15 protein-coding genes and 1 pseudogene are annotated in these 18550 nt (G+C 62.5%); 9 read left to right on the top strand and 7 right to left on the bottom strand.

Translation table 11 applies throughout. The features are described 5' to 3' along the window. The first annotated feature begins 94 nt into the window (after positions 1–94). Positions 95–3432 (top strand): annotated as a pseudogene (carB, locus tag A7A09_RS09600) (carbamoyl-phosphate synthase large subunit). Between the two features lie 152 nt (positions 3433–3584). Here carB and A7A09_RS09595 read toward each other — a convergent pair. The 3 genes from A7A09_RS09595 to A7A09_RS09585 all read right to left on the bottom strand — a co-directional run bounded on the left by A7A09_RS09595 (position 3585) and on the right by A7A09_RS09585 (position 6775). After that, positions 3585–4634 (bottom strand): quaternary amine ABC transporter ATP-binding protein, encoded by a 1050-nt coding sequence (locus A7A09_RS09595; protein ID WP_106691335.1) that lies wholly within the window; start codon positions 4632–4634, stop codon positions 3585–3587. Positions 4635–4646: 12 nt separating this feature from the next. Beyond that, a complete protein-coding gene (locus A7A09_RS09590) occupies positions 4647–5696 on the bottom strand; it encodes an ABC transporter permease (RefSeq protein WP_106691192.1) in 1050 nt (349 codons plus the stop codon). Positions 5697–5791: 95 nt separating this feature from the next. Next, positions 5792–6775: an ABC transporter substrate-binding protein gene (locus A7A09_RS09585; protein ID WP_436277794.1), complete on the bottom strand. Its 984-nt coding sequence runs from the start codon at positions 6773–6775 to the stop codon at positions 5792–5794. Between the two features lie 346 nt (positions 6776–7121). Here A7A09_RS09585 and A7A09_RS09580 point away from each other — a divergent pair, with 346 nt between their 5' ends. Continuing rightward, positions 7122–8030 (top strand): DMT family transporter, encoded by a 909-nt coding sequence (locus A7A09_RS09580; protein WP_245999253.1) that lies wholly within the window; start codon positions 7122–7124, stop codon positions 8028–8030. A gap of 39 nt (positions 8031–8069) precedes the next feature. Here the strand turns inward: A7A09_RS09580 and A7A09_RS09575 are convergent, their stop codons facing one another. Next, the gene (locus A7A09_RS09575) at positions 8070–8717 is read right to left on the bottom strand and encodes a DsbA family protein (protein ID WP_106691190.1); all 648 of its coding nucleotides are present in this window, start codon (positions 8715–8717) and stop codon (positions 8070–8072) included. After that, a complete protein-coding gene (locus tag A7A09_RS09570; protein ID WP_106691333.1) occupies positions 8717–9256 on the bottom strand; it encodes a DUF721 domain-containing protein in 540 nt (179 codons plus the stop codon). Before A7A09_RS09570 ends, A7A09_RS09575 begins: the two co-directional genes overlap by 1 nt. 85 nt (positions 9257–9341) lie before the next feature. On the opposite strand from A7A09_RS09570, the gene mutY reads away from it, so the two are divergent. The 7 genes from mutY (at position 9342) to cysN (ending at position 17090) form a co-directional block, all read left to right on the top strand. After that, positions 9342–10367, top strand: coding sequence for an A/G-specific adenine glycosylase (gene mutY, locus A7A09_RS09565; protein ID WP_106691189.1), 1026 nt, complete (start codon positions 9342–9344; stop codon positions 10365–10367). Between the two features lie 10 nt (positions 10368–10377). After that, positions 10378–11517: an alkane 1-monooxygenase gene (locus A7A09_RS09560; RefSeq protein WP_106691188.1), complete on the top strand. Its 1140-nt coding sequence runs from the start codon at positions 10378–10380 to the stop codon at positions 11515–11517. Positions 11518–11535: 18 nt separating this feature from the next. Beyond that, on the top strand, positions 11536–12294 hold the full coding sequence (locus A7A09_RS09555) for a 5-oxoprolinase subunit B family protein (RefSeq protein WP_106691187.1): 759 nt from the start codon (positions 11536–11538) through the stop codon (positions 12292–12294). Continuing rightward, complete coding sequence (locus A7A09_RS09550) at positions 12291–13304, top strand: 5-oxoprolinase subunit C family protein (RefSeq protein WP_106691186.1); 1014 nt, start codon at positions 12291–12293, stop codon at positions 13302–13304. Before A7A09_RS09555 ends, A7A09_RS09550 begins: the two co-directional genes overlap by 4 nt. After that, positions 13301–14059, top strand: a complete 759-nt coding sequence (locus tag A7A09_RS09545; RefSeq protein ID WP_106691185.1) for a LamB/YcsF family protein — start codon at positions 13301–13303, stop codon at positions 14057–14059. The genes A7A09_RS09550 and A7A09_RS09545 overlap by 4 nt, the downstream gene beginning before the upstream one ends. A 176-nt stretch (positions 14060–14235) precedes the next feature. Then, on the top strand, positions 14236–15168 hold the full coding sequence (gene cysD / locus A7A09_RS09540; protein WP_106691332.1) for a sulfate adenylyltransferase subunit CysD: 933 nt from the start codon (positions 14236–14238) through the stop codon (positions 15166–15168). After that, the gene (gene cysN, locus A7A09_RS09535; RefSeq protein ID WP_106691184.1) at positions 15168–17090 is read left to right on the top strand and encodes a sulfate adenylyltransferase subunit CysN; all 1923 of its coding nucleotides are present in this window, start codon (positions 15168–15170) and stop codon (positions 17088–17090) included. The genes cysD and cysN overlap by 1 nt, the downstream gene beginning before the upstream one ends. 62 nt (positions 17091–17152) lie before the next feature. Here cysN and A7A09_RS09530 read toward each other — a convergent pair whose 3' ends face one another. Together A7A09_RS09530 and pcaQ are read right to left on the bottom strand one after the other, a co-directional pair. Continuing rightward, a complete protein-coding gene (locus A7A09_RS09530) occupies positions 17153–17506 on the bottom strand; it encodes a hypothetical protein (RefSeq protein WP_106691183.1) in 354 nt (117 codons plus the stop codon). A 75-nt stretch (positions 17507–17581) separates the two neighbouring features. Next, positions 17582–18496, bottom strand: coding sequence for a pca operon transcription factor PcaQ (pcaQ, locus tag A7A09_RS09525; protein WP_106691182.1), 915 nt, complete (start codon positions 18494–18496; stop codon positions 17582–17584). Positions 18497–18550: the final 54 nt, after the last annotated feature.

Here is an 18550-nt window from a genome sequence, read left to right as displayed (position 1 = left end):
TCGTTCCGGGCGGATCTGACCTTGCACCCAGGCTGCGCATGGCTATAACCCCGGACGATTTGCGCCGTTCCATGACAAGCCCGGAGGCAGGACCATGCCAAAAAGAACCGATATCAAATCAATCCTGATCATCGGTGCCGGCCCCATCGTCATCGGGCAGGCCTGCGAATTCGACTATTCCGGCGCACAGGCCTGCAAGGCGCTGCGCGAGGAAGGTTACCGGGTCATCCTGGTGAACTCGAACCCCGCCACGATCATGACCGATCCCGAGATGGCGGACGCGACCTATATCGAGCCGATCACCCCGGAGATCGTCGAGAAGATCATCGCCAAGGAACGGCCCGATGCGCTCTTGCCGACCATGGGCGGGCAAACCGGGTTGAATACCGCATTGGCGCTGGCTGATTCAGGTGCGCTGAATCGATATGGCGTCGAACTGATCGGTGCGCAGCGATCCGCGATCGAGATGGCGGAAGACCGCAAGCTGTTCCGCGAGGCGATGGACCGGATCGGGTTGGAAAATCCCCGCGCGACGATCATTGCCGCGCCAAAGCTGACAAGCGGGAAATACGATGTCTCCGCGGGCGTTGCTTCGGCGATGGAAGTCCTGGAGGAGATCGGCCTGCCCGCGATCATCCGTCCCGCCTACACCCTGGGTGGCACGGGCGGCGGCGTCGCCTACAACCGCGACGATTACGAGCGGATCGTGCGTTCGGGCCTTGATGCCTCGCCGGTCGCGCAGGTGTTGATCGATGAAAGCCTGCTGGGCTGGAAGGAATACGAGATGGAAGTCGTGCGTGACCGCAACGACAACGCCATCATCGTCTGCTCTATCGAGAATGTCGATCCGATGGGCGTTCATACCGGCGATTCGATCACCGTCGCCCCGGCCCTGACCCTGACCGACCGCGAATATCAGCGGATGCGGAATGGCAGCATCGCGGTCCTGCGCGAGATCGGGGTCGAGACCGGCGGATCGAATGTGCAATGGGCGATCAACCCCGCGGATGGCCGCATGGTGGTGATCGAGATGAACCCGCGGGTCAGCCGTTCATCTGCTCTGGCCTCCAAGGCCACGGGTTTTCCGATCGCCAAGATCGCCGCGAAACTGGCGGTTGGCTACACGCTGGATGAACTGGACAACGATATCACCAAGGTCACCCCGGCCAGTTTCGAACCTTCGATCGATTATGTCGTGACGAAAATCCCGCGTTTCGCCTTTGAGAAATTCCCGGGTTCCAAGCCCGAGCTGACGACCGCGATGAAATCGGTGGGCGAAGTCATGGCGATTGGCCGCAGCTTCCATGAATCGCTGCAAAAGGCGCTGACCTCGATGGAAAACGGCCTGACCGGCCTGGATGAGATTGCCATCGAAGGCGTGACCGAACAGGGCAAACCCGCCGTCATCGCGGCGCTGTCCAGGCAGACGCCTGACCGGCTGCGCGTCATTGCCGAAGCCATGCGTTTCGGCCTGACCGATGACGAAATCCAGCGCATCACGCATTTCGATCCCTGGTTCCTGGAGCGTTTGCGCGAGATCGTGGATACCGAAACCCGGATCCGCGAATCCGGCCTGCCCGAAGATGAGGAGGACCTTCGGGCGCTGAAGATGATGGGTTTCACCGATGCCCGCCTCGCCACCCTGACCGGCCGGGACGAGGCCGATATCCGCCATGCCCGGGTATCGCTGGATATCCGCCCGGTCTTCAAACGCATTGACACCTGTGCGGCCGAGTTCGAGGCCCAGACCCCCTATATGTATTCCAGTTACGAATCCCCCGCGATGGGCGAGGCGGAATGCGAATCCCGTCCGACCGGGGCCAAGAAGGTGGTCATCCTCGGCGGTGGCCCGAACCGTATCGGCCAGGGGATCGAATTCGACTATTGCTGCTGCCACGCCTGTTTTGCCCTGACCAGCGCGGGTTACGAGACCATCATGGTCAATTGCAATCCCGAGACGGTGAGCACTGATTACGATACCTCGGACCGGCTCTATTTCGAGCCGCTGACACTGGAGCATGTCCTTGAAATCCTGCGCGTCGAGCAGGAGAACGGCACCCTGCATGGCGTCATCGTGCAATTCGGCGGCCAGACCCCGCTGAAGCTTGCCAACACGTTGGAGGCGGAGGGCATCCCGATCCTCGGCACCACTCCCGACGCCATCGATCTGGCCGAGGACCGCGAACGTTTCCAGCAGCTCCTGAACGATCTGAATCTCAAGCAGCCCATCAATGGCATCGCGCGCAGCGATGCCGAAGCCATCGCGATTGCCAAGAAGATCGGTTTTCCGTTGGTGATCCGTCCTTCCTATGTCCTGGGCGGCCGCGCGATGGAGATCGTGCGCGACATGGATCACCTGAAACGCTATATCACCGAGGCGGTCAGCGTTTCGGGCAAGAATCCGGTTCTGCTGGACAGCTACCTGACCGGCGCGATCGAGGTGGATGTCGATGCTCTCAGCGACGGCACGAATGTCCATGTCGCCGGAATCATGGAACATATCGAGGAGGCCGGCGTGCATTCGGGTGACTCGGCCTGCTCGCTGCCCCCGCATACGCTGGATGCGGCGACGATTGCCGAGCTGAAGCGCCAGACCGTCGCCATGGCCCGCGCCCTTCATGTCGTCGGGCTGATGAATGTGCAATTCGCGCTGAAGGATGGCGAGATCTACGTGTTGGAGGTCAATCCGCGCGCTTCCCGGACCGTTCCTTTCGTGGCCAAGGCGACCGACAGCGCCATTGCCTCCATCGCCGCCCGGCTGATGGCCGGAGAGCCGATGTCGAACTTCGCCACCCGCGACCCCTATCCCGAGGCGTCGGCCCCGAGGATGATCTGCCCTTTGCCGATCCGCTGACGCTGGCCGATCCGAACACGCCGTGGTTCTCGGTCAAGGAAGCGGTGATGCCCTTCGCCCGCTTCCCCGGCGTCGATACGCTGCTAGGCCCCGAGATGCGTTCGACGGGCGAGGTGATGGGCTGGGACCGCAATTTCCCACGCGCCTTCCTCAAGGCACAGCTTGGGGCGGGCACCAATCTGCCGCATGACGGACGCGTTTTCATCTCGATCAAGGATGCCGACAAGACCGGGGCAATGGCGGATGCGGCCCGCGACCTGGTCGCGATGGGTTTCCGGATCGTCGCGACCAGCGGCACGGCAGAGTTTCTGGCCGCCAATGGCGTGGAGGCGCAGGGTGTGAACAAGGTCTATGAAGGCCGGCCGAATATCGTCGACCGGCTGAAGAATGGCGAGATCGCCATGGTCCTGAACACGACCGAGGGCGCGCAGGCTATTGCCGATTCACGCGAAATCCGCGCCGTCGCCCTGTACGACAAGATCCCCTATTTCACCACCGCGGCAGGCAGCATCGCCGCGGTCGCGGCCATCAAGTCGCGCGAAGAAGGTGAGGTTGGGGTCCGCAGCCTGCAGGCCTGACATTCCCGCTTGTCCGAAGGAGGCGATCCGTATCGCCCCTTCTTCATGCTATCCTCCGGAGTCGCCGGTTCTGCCGCCACTGCTTCAAGAAACTTGCCGATGACGGGGGCGAAGCGCCCCGGCCATGGCAGGGCACAATCAACCTGCCCGCTTCAGTTCCGCGCCGTCTTGCGCGAGGCCTGCCGTGGAACAAGGGCACGCATGATGGCGGGCATTTCCAGCGAACCGACCGCTTCGCCATCCCGCATGACCCGATATCGCCGGTCCAGCGCACCCTCTGCCATGGCGATGACGCTTTCGAGATTGTCATTATGGTCGATCTCGCCCGAAATCTCGCCCTCGGCGGGGCCTTCCTCCATGATGGACCGGGCCCGCAAAACCCGGGCGCGATTGATATCGCTTACGAAATCCTCGATATAGGGATCGGCCGGTTCCAGCAGGATTTGTTGCGGCTCGCCCTGCTGGATGACCGCCCCGTCTTTCAGGATCACCAGGTGATCGGCCAGTTTCAGCGCCTCGTCCAGGTCATGGGTGATGAAGACGATGGTCTTGTGCAATTCCGCCTGCAATTCGATCAGCAGATCCTGCATATCGGTGCGGATCAGCGGATCGAGCGCCGAGAAGGCCTCGTCCATCAGCATGATCCCGGAATTCGAGGTCAGCGCGCGGGCGATCCCCACCCGTTGCTGCATGCCGCCCGAAAGCTGATGCGGGTAATGACCGCCATAGCCTTCCAGCCCTACGCGATCCAGCCAGCGATTGGCATCGGCCTCGAATTCCTTGCGCGAGATCCCCCGCGTGGCCAGCGCCATTCCGGCATTCTCCAGCACTGTGCGATGTGGCAGCAGGGCGAATTTCTGGAACACCATCGACATGGTCTCGCGCCGTAACCTGCGTAGCCGCGTTTCGTCCCATGTCAGGATATTCTCGCCATCGACCAGCACTTCTCCCGCCGTCGGTTCGATCAGCCGGTTCAGATGCCGGATCAGGGTGGATTTGCCCGAGCCGGACAGCCCCATGATGACGGTGATTCGGCCCGTGCGGATCTCGACATTGATATCGCTGAGCCCGAGCACGTGGTTACGCTTTTCCAGCAGTTCCGGCTTGCCCATCCCGGCCCGCACATCGGCCAGCGCGGCCTGCGGTGTATCGCCGAAGATCTTGTAGAGGTTGCGGATGGAAATCTTGACCTGATCGTTCATATCCATCCCCCCTTATCGTCTGGCCTGGCTGGCATCGATACGGGCCAGTGACGCCTTGGTCACCCGGTCCAGCATGATCGCCAGCAGCACGATGCCAAAGCCCGCCACAAGGCCGACGCCCAGTTCCAGGCTGCGGATGCCGCGCAGGACCAGCACACCGAGTCCGGGGGCCGAGACCAGAGAGGCGATGACGACCATGGCGAGGCTCATCATGATGGTCTGGTTCACGCCCGCCATGATATTGGGCAATGCCAGCGGGATCTGCACGCCGAACAGTTTCTGGCGATTGGTCATGCCGAAGGCATCGGCGGCCTCGATCACGTCCTTGTCGACCAGCCGGATCCCCAGGTCGGTCAGCCGGATCACCGGCACGATCGCGTAAAGGATGATTGCGATCCCGTAAAGCTTGGGCTCGGTCACGGAGAACAGGAAGATCAGCGGGATCAGGTAGACGAATGGCGGCAGCGTTTGCAGCATGTCGAGGATCGGGATGACGATCCGCTGCAACCTGTCGCTGCGCGACATGGCGATGCCGATGGGCACACCGAAAAGTACACAGATAAAGGCGCAGACGAATATGATCGCCAGCGTCTGCATCGCCGCATTGTAATGATCGACAAAGGCCAGCAACGCCAGCGAGATGGCCACGAAGACTACGACCCGCCACGACTTGCTGACCAGCCATGTGACCGCCAGCAGCAGCGGGATCATGATCCACCATGGTGTGTTGGTCATCACCGCAAGGCTTTCCCGCAGCATCCAGCTTAGCGGTTGCGTCACCGGATCGATCACCACCCGCAGCGCGTCACGCATCGACAGGAAGCCCCGCTCCAGCCCAAGGGTCAGGTCGCGCGATTCCGGGATCACCCCGCAGGCGTCATGTAGTGCATCGAGCGACGGGAAGGGTAAATCCCAAAGCGAGGCACCGCCGGTCCCGCCACCGGATTCGCCCCTGCTGCGGGCAAGCAATTCGGCCATCGACATCGGCCCTTCGCCGCTTCCGCCGCCATCGCACCATTCCCGCAGGCCCAGACTGTCGAACACGCTGTCATATATTGCCATGAATCTCCCGGGCCGCCTGCCCGTCCACCTTGACCGATTGCAAAGGACGGCGCCGACCCCCGACGCCGTCCTCCCTTCTCATCGAGCGGTCCCGATCAGTTTTGCTCGACCAGCGCCGAAAGCTTCTCGCGCGCGGCGTCCGACAGCCAGCCCTGCCACTCATCGGGATTCTCGGTGATGTAATGGACCGCGACCTCTTCGGCAGAGGCCGAGTTCTCGTCCTGCCAGGCCAGCAGAGCGCTCATGGTTTCGGTCTTGAAACTCATGTTGCGGAAGAACTCGGTGATTTCCGGGTTGCTTTCTACGAACTCCGTGGTAGCCGAGGTCAGGATCGGTGCGGCCGGGAAATCCGAGACCTGCGGATCGGGCGTATCCGGGTTCTGCAGCGGCTCGAACTTCGCTTCGTCATATTCGCCCAGCTTTACCCGGGTCATGTCGTATTTGCCCATCGGCACGGTCGGGCCCCAGTAATAGCCGAACCAGGGTTCGCCATCGGTGACGGCGGCACCCATCGACGAGGCCAGCGTTTCGCCGGATCCGTGGTTGAACACTTCGATGCCGGACTCCTCCAGGTTCAACGCGCGCACGAGATTATCACTCACTACGCGGCAGCCCCAGCCATCCGGGCAGTTGTTGAAGCGCCCACCCACGAGGTCGGGATTTTCCATGATCCCTTCGATGGTCGTCAATTCGGGATGCTCCTCGGCCATGGCGGTCGTAATCCACCAGCCTTCGATCCCGCCGGGATCCAGAACGCTGGTCAGGCGCTCCATCTTGCCTTCGTCTTCCAGTTTCGTATAGGCGTCGCCGGCCGAGTTCAGCCACAGATTGGTGACGACGTCAGGTTCGCCATTCTCCGCGACCGAGGTGATCGCGGGGATGGTATCGGATTTCACCAGCGAAACGTTGCAGCCATAGCCCTGTTCCAGCATGAACTTGGCGACTTCCGTGGTCACCTCGGCGGCGGCCCAGTTCATCTGCGCGATGGAAACATCACCGCATTGGCTGTCGCCATCCTGTGCATTCGCAGGGAGTGAGAAAAAGCATCCGGCCGCAGCAATCGCGGCGATCGAGGTCATTCTGAGCATGATCTTTCCTTCAGCTTGTCATGATACTGATGGCCGGACGCAGCGACATGTCGCGGCCCGGTCGGTGAAAACGGGGGAATATGATAGCATAAAACCCGGCGCGGCTGTTTGCCGCGTCGAAGCGCCTTGACGCACTTGAGAGCTGCTATGATCTCTCTCGGCCATTAATTGCCGATTAGCACGGGGTCGATCGAAAGGCAACCTGACCGGGCTGGTCGGCCCATGTGTCTGATTGACCTGAATCAGTTCAATTTATTGAAAAATATAAATAAATATTAACAAGAAAAGACCCTGACCTCCCCGTTTGCCTGTGCTATCGCTCGGTGCAGGAGGGGCCATGATCGAGACGACGACAGGAGATGCCGGGCGGGACTCGCGCGCGGGAATGCTGGCCATGATCGCGGCCATGGGGCTGTTACCGATAGGCGACGCCATCGCCAAGCTGCTGACCGGGATAGCCTCGCCCTTCGAGGTGAGTGTCTGGCGCATCGCGATGCAGGCGTTGTTCTTCATACCCGTCGCGATCCTGTGGCGCCGCCGGTTGAAGGGATCGCTGCTGTCCCGGCCCGCGCTGTTGTCGGGTGCGCTTTTCGCGGTGACGATGATTTGCCTGGTCAGCGCCTTTCAGAAGATGCCCATCGCGACCGCCATCGCGATCTTCTTCATCGAACCCCTGTTGCTGACCCTGCTCGCATGGCCGTTCCTGAACGAGCGTCCGGGTCCACGCCGTTTCGTGGCGGTTGGCGTGGGTTTGATCGGTGCGCTGATCGTGATCCGCCCGAATTTCGCGGTCTTCGGGCCCGTGGCGCTGTTTCCGGTCGGCGCGGCCATCGCCTATGCGCTGAACATGATCGTGCTGCGCCGCGCTACCCGCGATCACTCGGCGCTGACGCTACAGATCGGGGCGACCTTCTGTGCGGCGATCGGGTTGCTCACACTTCATGCGGGTGGGGTGATGCTGGGACAGGAGGCTACCTCGCTGGCCGATGCCCCAGGCTGGACCTTGCCGGCGCTGATCTGCGCCGGGGGGTTGCTGGCAGTGACCTTCCTGCTGATCACCCATGCTTTCAGCAAGGTCGAGGCCAGCCTGCTGGCGCCTTTCCAATATCTCGAAATCGTCGGTGCAACCATCGTGGGGCTGATTGTCTTCGGCGATTTTCCCGATGCGCTGACATGGCTGGGAACCGCTATCATCCTTGGCTCGGGTATCTATGTCTTTCACCGCGAGCGGAAGACAGAAAGCTAGGCCACCCGGCTCCGGTAGAACCGGAACCGGGCCGTCGTTTTACTCCGCGGCGGTGTCAGCCTCGGCAAGCTTGTCGTCAATGATCTTCTTCAACTCGTCCCAAGGCTGGTTTTGCACCTTCTCGCCGCCGATGACGAAGGTCGGCGTGGCCTCGATCTCATCGGCGGTGGTGTTCTGCTGGAAGGTCGCGATCAGGCTTTCCGCCTTGGCGCTGTCGTTCCAGCAAGCGGTCATCTGCTCTTCGGTCATCCCTGCCTTCAGGCCGATTTTGCGCAGGTTCTCGGCGATCTGGTCGCCCGAGTCGCCTTCAAGCCATTTCTTCTGCTCGTCGAACAGCATGTCCGAGACGGCATAATACTTGTCGTCGCCCCCGCAGCGGGCGAGAATCCCGGCCCACAAACCGACCGCATCGAAATAGACATCCCGCTGGATGAAGCGGACCTTGCCGGTATCGACATATTCGGATTTCAGCTTTGGCCAGTTCTGATCGTGGAAATTGGCGCAATGGCCACAGGTGAAGCTGGCATATTCGACGATGGTCAGCGGCGCGTCCTCGGCCCCGAGCGCGATGTCGGGCAGGGTTTGCGCCTCGCTGGTTTCGGTTTCCTCGGTCGCCGTGGCGTCCTGCGCCAGAACGGGTGTGGCCAGCGACAGCGCCAGAGCGGCGGCAACGGAGCGGATCAACATCAAGAGTCCTTTCGGTTTGTTCGGGAAGAGAGATTCAGTGCCAGCCGGGCCATCGCCTCGGCCAGTTGCGGGTCCTCGAACTGCGCGGCAACCTCATGGGCCCTGGCCTTTGCCTGCGGGTCGGGGGGGGCCGTGCTGCGCGGTGGCGCGGGGGTGAATTGCGCCTGCCCTTCGGCAAAGCCGGTCGCGGCCGTTTGAGTCAGAACGATCTTCTGTATCGCGTTATAGCCGTAACAGGCGTTGACCCTTTCACGAAGCTGCGGAAGCTGCATTTCCACCAGGGGCGCGGCCGGACCCGAGGTCAACAGGGTCAATGTTGCGCCGAACCCGCCCCGGCTGTGGCTGATCCGGACCGGACGGGTTGCGCGCGCCAGTTGCTCGCCGGCGATCTCGGTCCAATGGGTCAACAGGCGGGTGACTGCAAAGCCCCGGCCTTCCGCCGCTTTCTGGACGCGCTGCGCCAGCAGGGCAGAGGCTGCTTCGAAGCCCCGCTTCCGGCGGGGTGTCCGTTTTTCCTGGCGTTGCGGAGTCTGGGCCATGCCTGCCTGATCGGTTATCACGTATATATCCTTAACCAGCAGGAGCCCCGGATGAAAGCGCGCCGAAAGGATGGAGTTCTGAAAATTGCGTGACAGCAAGGTGATCGCGGAACGGCTTCTGGAATGGTATGACCGGCATGGAAGGGTCCTGCCCTGGCGCGTTCCGCCGGGCGGGGGCGCGGCCGATCCCTATCGCGTCTGGCTGTCCGAGATCATGCTGCAGCAAACCACGGTTGCCGCCGTGAAGTCTTATTTCGAGCGTTTCACTGGCCTGTGGCCCACCGTGGACGACCTGGCGGCGGCAGAGGATGCGCATGTCATGGCGGAATGGGCCGGGCTGGGCTATTACGCGCGTGCCCGCAACCTGCTGGCCTGTGCGCGGATCGTGTCGAAAGCTGGCGGGTTTCCCCGGACACGCGAGGCATTGCAGGCGCTGCCCGGCATCGGCCCCTATACCTCGGCGGCCATCGCGGCGATCGCCTATGACCAGCCCGAAACCGTCGTCGATGGCAATGTCGAGCGAGTCGTGGCGCGGCTGCATGCCGTTGAGACTCCACTTCCTGCTGCGAAACCCGAACTTGTCGCATTGGCGCAGAAGCTGACCCCGCAAGCGCGGCCCGGCGATTACGCCCAGGCCATGATGGATCTCGGTGCAACGATCTGCGCGCCGCGCAATCCGGCCTGCGGGATATGTCCCCTGATCGATGAATGCGACGCGCACCGGCTTGGCATCGCCGCGACTCTTCCCCGCAAGGCTCCGAAAACCGCCAAACCGAACCGGAGCGGTATTGTCTGGGTGGCCCGTCAAGGAGACGGGCTGCTGCTGGAGGAACGCCCCGCCAAGGGTCTGCTTGGGGGAATGCTGGCCTTTCCCTCAGCCGGTTGGGACGGGCGCGACCTGCCGCCGCCCGGCCAGGCCGATTGGCGCGAGATTGGCGAGGTGCGCCATGTCTTCACGCATTTCAACCTGTCGCTGCAGGTGATGCTGGGCGAGTTGACCGGTCCGGCACAGCGCGGGCATCTCGTCCCCCTGCGGCAAATCGACCGGGACGGGCTGCCGGGACTGATGCGCAAGGTCTGGGATGTGGCACATGCTGAAATCGTGGCGTAATATCGCGGCCATGAGCAGCAAATCACCCAATACCCTACCCGCCGCCGCTCCGTTCTGGATGTCGGTCGTCATGCCGCCGCTTGTCGCATTGGCCGCCGTGAAGGGCGGGTTTTGGTGGATGCTTTTGCCCGCATATGCCTGGTATCTGACCACGGCGCTGGACGGCGTGCTGGGCCTGAACGAAGACAATCCCGACACGGAAACCGGGACCGCGCAACTGTTCTGGCATCGCGCGGTCACCATCGTCTGGTTCCCGCTGCAATTCGCGACGATTTTCGGCGCGATCTGCTACGTGACCTCCTCGGGCCATCTGTCCGGGCTGGAAAAGCTTGGCTTGTTCTTTGGCATCGGCGTGCTGTCCGGCTCGATCGGGATCGTCTATGCGCATGAGCTTTTGCACCAGAAGACCATGCTGGAGCGGTGGCTGGGTGATCTGCTGCTGGGTTCGGTCCTGTATTCGCATTTCCGGACCGAGCATCTTCTGGTCCATCATTCATGGGTCGCCACGCCCCGGGATGCTGTCTCCGCCCGCTATAACGAGGGGTTCTATCGCTTTTTCTGGCGCGTGCTGCGCCATGGCCCGGCAAGCGCGTGGCGGGCCGAGACCGGCTTTCTCGCGCGGGGCGGCAAGGGGCCGTTCGATCGGCGTAACCCGTTCTGGCGCTATGCGGCGATACAGTTGGCAATGCTGGCGCTGGCATTGCTGCTGGGCGGCTTGCAGGGGTTGTTCCTGTTCCTGTTCCAGGCCTTCATTGCCGTCTGGCAGCTGGAACTGACCAATTACGTCGAGCATTACGGGCTGACCCGCCGCTATCTGGGCGAAGGCCGGTATGAGCGCATCCTGCCCCGGCATAGCTGGAACGCATCGCATAAGGGCTCGAACTGGCTGCTCATCAACCTGCAGCGCCATTCGGACCACCATTACAAGCCGGACCGGCGGTTTCCGCTGTTGCAGACCTATGACGAGGTCGAGGCGCCGCAACTGCCCCTGGGATATCCGGCGATGACCTTCGTGGCCATGGTTCCGCCATGGTGGCGGCGGCGGATGAACCCGAGGGTGCGTGCCTGGCGGCGGCAATTCTATCCCGATATCGAGGATTGGGGGCCGTATAACCGGGGCGAATTGCCGATGCCGCGCAATGCGCTTTGAACCCGATGAGCTTTGCTGATGGAATATGAAAGCGATTTCCACGTCGAACCCGGTCCCCGGGTGCTTTGGGCCGGAATGGACGGGGTGCTGCTGCGCTTCGCCCTGACGCCGGAACCCGAGGCGATGGTGGCCACGCAGCTTCTGGCCGCCGACCTGGAGCGCAGTCCCCCCGCCGGCACCGTGGAAATTGCGCCGGGGCTTGTCTCTGTCCTGCTGCGGTTCGATCCCGTGACAACGCGGCGCGATGTTCTGGCCAGGGAGATCTCGGCGCGTGCGGCGCATATCCTGCAGGGGCCGCTCGATCGTCCGGCTCCGGCAAGGCGCTGGACGATTCCGGTGGCATTCGGCGATGCCGATGGTCCCCAGCTTGCCGAGGTGGCGCAGGCGGTGGGTTGCGGCCCCGACGCCGCCATCCAGCAGATCTGCGAGGCGGATCTGCGGGTGCTGGTGATCGGCTTCGCCCCCGGTCAGCCCTATATCGGCCTGCTGCCGGAGGCATGGGATCTGCCGCGCCAATCCGAATTGACACCGACCGTTCCGGCGGGGGCAATCGTCGTCGCAGTGCGGCAGATCGTGATGTTCGGCGCGGCCTCCGCGACCGGCTGGCGGCAGGTGGGCCGCAGCGCCTTTCGCAGCTTTCGCCCCGAACGCGATACGCCGATGCCGTTGCGGGCGGGCGATGCGATCCGCTTCGTCCCCGTGCCTGCATCCGAGATCGAGGCGCTTGATAAGGCTGACGACGGTCTTGGCGGCGCGCGGCTGGAGGTGCTGCGATGACATCGCTGATCTTGCGCCGCGCCGATGGGATCCTGACGGTCCAGGACATGGGACGACCGGGCCATCTGGCCAAGGGGCTGTCATGCGGAGGCGCCGTAGATCGGCAGGCGCTGATCGAGGCCGCGGCCTTGCTGGGCGCAGACAGGCCGCTGGCGGGGATAGAGATGGCCGGTGCGGGCGGCATATTCGAGGTCGAACAGCCGATGCGCATCGCCCTGACCGGAGCGCCGATGACGGCGACGCTGGACGGCGCTCCGCTGCGCTGGCATGCGTCGCATCAGGTGGCCCCTGGACAGAAGTTGCTAATCGGCGGGGTGCAGGCGGGAAGCTATGGCTATCTGACCCCTGCCGGCGGCATGGCGAGTGATGAATGGCTTGACAGTCGGGCGGCGCATCTGAGCATCGGCATTTTCTCGCCCCTGGCTCCGGGCGAATTGCCGACCGGACAGGATACCTGCCCCGACATGCCACCGCAGGTGATCGATCCGGCACCACGATTCAACGGTGGCACGGTCCGGATCATCGATGGCCCGCAGACCGGATTGTTCGACGACGAGGTTCTGTCCGCGTTTTTCAGCACTGAATTCACCCGCTCGGATCGCGGCAACCGGCAGGGCGTCAGATTCGATGCCGACCGGGGATTCGCGTCAGAACATGCGTCTGGCCTTGCCTCGGACCTGATCGGGCCGGGCGATCTGCAGATGACCGGGGACGGCGTGCCCTTCGTCTTGCTGGCCGAATGCCAGACCATCGGCGGATATCCCCGCCTCGGCACGATCATTCCCGCCGATCTGCCGATTGCGGCACAGGCTGCTCCCGGCATGAAGCTGCGCTTCCGGAGGATAACGCTGGACGAGGCCGACAGGCTTTGGCAGACCGAAACCGGGCAATTGCGGGCAGCCCTTGCCCGCTGCCGCCCGCTGGTCCGCGACCCGGCGATGATGACCGACCTGTTGGGCTTTCAGCTTATCAGCGGCGTCACGGCAGGCAACGAATTGGAGGATCAATGATGCGTGTCGACCTGAACTCGGATATGGGCGAAAGCTTCGGGCCGTGGAAGATGGGCGATGACGATGCCCTGCTGGATATCGTGACATCGGCCAATATCGCCTGCGGATTTCATGCCGGGGACCCGGATGTGATGGCCCGGACCATGGCCCGCGCCCATGCGAAGGGCGTGGGTATCGGGGCGCATCCGGGCTTTGCGGATCTGCAAGGCTTCGGCCGCCGTCGCATTCGCCTGAGCGGCGAGGAGCTTGCCAATATGGTCGCCTATCAATTGGGGGCGGCGCAGGGCATCGCGCGGGCGGCGGGGGCCGAGCTTCGGCACCTCAAGCTGCATGGCGCCTTGTCAAACATGGCCACCGATGAGCCCGAGATCGCCCGCATCTGCTACGAGGCGGCGCTCAAGGTCGCTCCGGAGCTGATCCTCGTGGTATTGGCGGGCACCGGAATGGAGACCGCCGCGCGCGACCTTGGCGCCACCTATGCGGGAGAAATCTTTGCCGACCGAGCCTATAACGATGACGCTTCTCTGGTTGACCGCAGCCAGCCCGGCGCGGTGCTGCATGACCCGGAAGAGGCGGGCCGGCGCATGGTGCAGATGGTTCGCGAAGGCGCGATCATCACAGGCAGCGGAAAACGGATCTCCTGCCGCATCGATACGATCTGCGTGCATGGTGATTCGCCCCAAGCCGTGGCCATGGCGGCAGGGGTCCGGCAAGCATTGGTTGAGAGCGGAATCGACGTCAGGCGCTTTGGTTGAGCAGTGCCTCATGCCCCGCCACGATTTTCGTTCTTGTCCGACCTGAATAGATGGGAAAATCGCCCGACCGTTGCGCAGATCAACAGAATGTTGGGCGTTATTCCGCCGCCCCTCTTGGTATTGTCGCCGAGATCTGCCAAATGCCACCCCGCATAAGAAACGAGTTCATAGCCATGATGACCCAGCCCGCCACTGACACCGAAATCAGCCCGGCCACGCTGACCCATTTGCAGCGCCTCGAAGCTGAAAGTATCCATATCATGCGCGAGGTTGTGGCCAATGCCGACAACCCCGTCATGCTCTATTCCGTTGGAAAAGATTCCGCCTGCATGCTGCATCTGGCGAAAAAGGCCTTTTACCCTGCACCGCCGCCCTTTCCGCTCTTGCATGTCGATACGACATGGAAGTTCCGCGCCATGTATGAATTGCGCGACCGTGCCGCCGAAGACGCGGGCATGAAACTGATCGTGCATCACAATCCCGAAGCGATGGAGAAGGGGATCAACCCCTTTGACCATGGCAGCCTGCATACCGACATGTGGAAGACCGACGGTCTGAAACAGGCGCTGACCAAGTACAATTTCGACGTGGCATTCGGCGGTGCCCGCCGCGACGAAGAGAAATCGCGTGCCAAGGAGCGCATCTTCTCGTTCCGTTCGGCCAATCACCGCTGGGATCCCAAGAACCAGCGTCCCGAGCTGTGGCGGCAGTATAATACCCGCAAGGCCAAGGGCGAATCGATCCGGGTCTTCCCGCTGTCGAACTGGACCGAATTGGATATCTGGCAGTATATCCATCTCGAGAATATCGAGATCGTGCCGCTGTATTTCTCGGAACCGCGCCCGGTGGTGGAGCGTGACGGGCTGTTGATCATGGTCGATGACGACCGTTTCCCGCTGCGTGACGGCGAAGTGCCGCAGATGAAATCGGTGCGTTTCCGCACGCTCGGCTGCTATCCGCTGACCGGCGCGGTGGAATCCGAGGCCAGCACCCTGCCCGAGGTCATCCAGGAAATGCTGCTGACCACCACATCGGAACGGCAGGGGCGCGCGATCGACCACGATCAGGCCGCCTCGATGGAGAAGAAGAAGCAGGAGGGGTATTTCTGATGACCCTTGATACCAAAGATCCCGTCTACGTCACGGATTCGCTGATCGCCGAGGATATCGACGCCTACCTGCTGAAGCACCAGCACAAGACCATGCTGCGCTTCATCACCTGTGGCTCGGTGGATGACGGCAAATCGACGCTGATCGGGCGGCTGCTCTATGACAGCAAGATGATCTTCGAGGATCAGCTTGCCAGCCTCGAAAGCGATTCCAAGAATGTCGGGACGCAGGCGGGCGAGATCGATTTCGCGCTTCTGGTCGACGGTCTTGCCGCCGAGCGCGAGCAGGGCATCACCATCGATGTCGCCTATCGCTTTTTCGCAACCGACAAGCGGAAATTCATCGTCGCCGACACGCCGGGGCATGAACAATATACCCGCAACATGGTCACCGGCGCCTCGACCGCCGACCTGGCCGTGATCCTGATCGATGCGCGTCAGGGTGTGCTGACCCAGACCCGTCGGCACAGCTATCTGGTGAACCAGCTTGGCATCCGCAACGTGGTGCTGGCAGTGAACAAGATGGACCTGGTCGATTACTCGGCCGAGCGGTTCTACGAGATCGTCAGCGATTACTCGCATTTCGCCAAGCAGATCGGCATGGAGAGCTTCCAGCCGATCCCGATCTCGGGCCTGAAGGGCGACAATATCGTCAGCAAGAGCCCGAACATGGAATGGTTCCAGGGTCCGACCCTGCTGGGTCATCTGGAAGATGCCCCGATCAGCGAAGCGCGGTTGCAGGACCATCCGTTCCGCATGGCCGTGCAATGGGTGAACCGTCCCAATCTCGACTTCCGCGGCTTTGCCGGTCAGATCGGCGCAGGCGTGGTGCGCCCGGGCGATCCGATCCGGGTCCTGCCTTCGGGCAAGACCACCAAGGTCAAGTCCATCGTGACCTTCGATGGCAATCTCGACCAGGCAGTTGCCGGGCAATCCGTCACCTTGACCTTCGAGGACGAAATCGACTGCTCGCGCGGCGACGTGATCGTCAAGTCGGACGAGCCCTGCGAGGTTGCCGACCAGTTCGAGGCCACGCTGGTCTGGATGTCCGAAGAGGAAATGCTGCCGGGCCGTCCCTATATCCTGAAGATCGGCACCCAAAGTGTCACTGCGACGGTCACCGAGCCGAAATACGAGGTGAACGTCAACACGATGGAGCATCTGGCCTCAAAGACCCTGGGGCTGAACGCCATTGGCGTGGTCAATATCTCGACCGACCGGGCGATTCCCTTCGAGGCCTACGATCAGAACCCCGATCTGGGCGGCTTCATCCTGATCGACCGGCTGACAAATGCGACCGTGGCAGCGGGCATGATCCGCTTCGCCCTGCGCCGCAGCCAGAATATCCACTGGCAGGCAGTTGATGTGGACCGCGACGCCCATGCTGCGCTCAAGAACCAGAAGGCCGCCGTGGTCTGGTTCACCGGCCTGTCGGGCTCGGGCAAATCGACCATCGCCAATATCGTCGAGAAGAAACTGCATGCCCTTGGCAAGCACACCTTCCTTCTGGATGGCGACAATGTGCGTCACGGGCTGAACCGCGACCTGGGCTTTACCGATGCCGACCGGGTGGAGAATATCCGCCGCGTCGGTGAAGTGGCGCGGCTGATGACCGATGCCGGGCTGATCGTGCTGACGGCCTTCATCTCGCCCTTCCGGTCCGAGCGCCGGATGGTGCGTGACCTGATGGCCGATGGCGAGTTCCTCGAGGTCTATGTCGACACCCCGCTGGAGGTGGCCGAAGAGCGCGACGTCAAGGGTCTCTACAAGAAGGCACGTTCGGGTCAGTTGAAGAACTTCACCGGCATCGACAGCCCCTATGAGGAGCCCGAGACCGCCGAATTGATCGTGAACACGGTCGAACTCACCGCCGAAGAAGCGGCAGAGAAGGTGATTGAACGCATTCTCAAGGCATCGCGCTGATCTGTGCGTGAGATCGACGCCGGCCATGGATTTTCCGTGGCCGGCGTTGCTTTATTCCCAGCCTAATCGAGTTCCACTTTGGTCCTGACGCCGGACCAGCCATCTACGAGGCACCGCGCCTCGATTTCGACCATCGTGACAGCGTCAGGAATCTCGACGCCGGTGAGGGACCGTGTGAATGGCTGTTCGTCCACATGCGGATGGACAAGGATTCGCAGGCCAAGCTCGTTTCCATCCATATCCAGCACCCGCCAGGCATCGGCATAATGATCCCACCCGGTATCGGGGTGCGATATGGTGACGTCAAAGCGCCAGCCATCGCCTTGCCGCTCCGCCCGGACATCTTCCACGACCGGGGGATCGGCAAGGACACGCAGCGGCAAGAGGCAGAATATCAAAGCGGCAACATGTCTCATGCCTGAATCCTAGCCGATATGGAGATTATGCGAAGTCACGTCCATGTGTCCGGCAAAACCCCCTGCCCCTTGGTATCACGTGAGTTCCAGCCGCGAGACCGCTCGTCCCACGGCCTGGATGAATAGCTGCCGGGCAGCGGTCTCGGATTGGTCGGCGCGGGCCATCAATCCGACCGGCCCCTCGGTGGAATGGGTGGCGATCGGCAAGCGCACCAACTGCCCCTGCTCCACCTCGCGCGCGACCACCCCGGCGGAGATGAACCAGACCGCGTCGCTGCCCGGCAGATAGGCGCGCCCGAACGCACCTGAAACCGTCTCGATCCGCCTGCCTGGCACTGGCACGCCCTCGGCAATCAGCAGCCGCTCGACAAAGGGCCGGATGGCGGCCCAGGGCGCGGGGTAGATCACCGGCCAATCGGTAATCCGCCGCAGGTCGGGATCCGACAGGATCGGATGGCCGGGGCGCACCACCACCGCGACCTCCTCTAGGTAAAGCTGGGTGAAGCTGAGACCGCGCATGGTTTCGGGCGCGCCCAGCCTGCCGATGACCAGGTCCAGATCCCCTGCCCGCAGCAACCCGGTCAGATGCCCATGCGAGCCATCGGCGATGGTCAGCCGTATCTCCGGCGCCATCGTGGCAAGCTGCGTGACCACCTCGGGCATCAGCCGGGCCGCCACAGATGGCAGGGCCCCGACCCGCAGCTGCATGGCGCCCTCGCGCCCGGCCTCTTCGATCCCGGCCAGCCCCTGTTCCAGTGCCGACAGGCTGCTCTGCGCGAAACCGTGGAAGAACTCGCCTTGCGGCGTCAGCGCCACCCCGCTGCGGCTGCGAGTCAGTAATTCGGCGCCGACGATCTCTTCCAGCTCGGACAGGGTGCGGGATATGGCGGGCTGCGTCAGGAACAGCCGTTCGGCGGCGCGTTTCAGGCTGCCCTGTCGCACGATTTCGGTCAGGGCCTGCAAATGGCGGATCTTGATGCGGCGGTCCATGCTTGTCCAATTTGATAACAATCAAGACAATTATCTCATTTTACTTGGTGATTT

It is taken from the genome of Paracoccus methylarcula, from assembly GCF_003007735.2.
Lineage (GTDB): Bacteria > Pseudomonadota > Alphaproteobacteria > Rhodobacterales > Rhodobacteraceae > Paracoccus > Paracoccus methylarcula.
The sequence above is the reverse complement of the archived record's forward strand: the minus strand, read 5'-3'. Positions and strand labels throughout refer to the sequence as shown.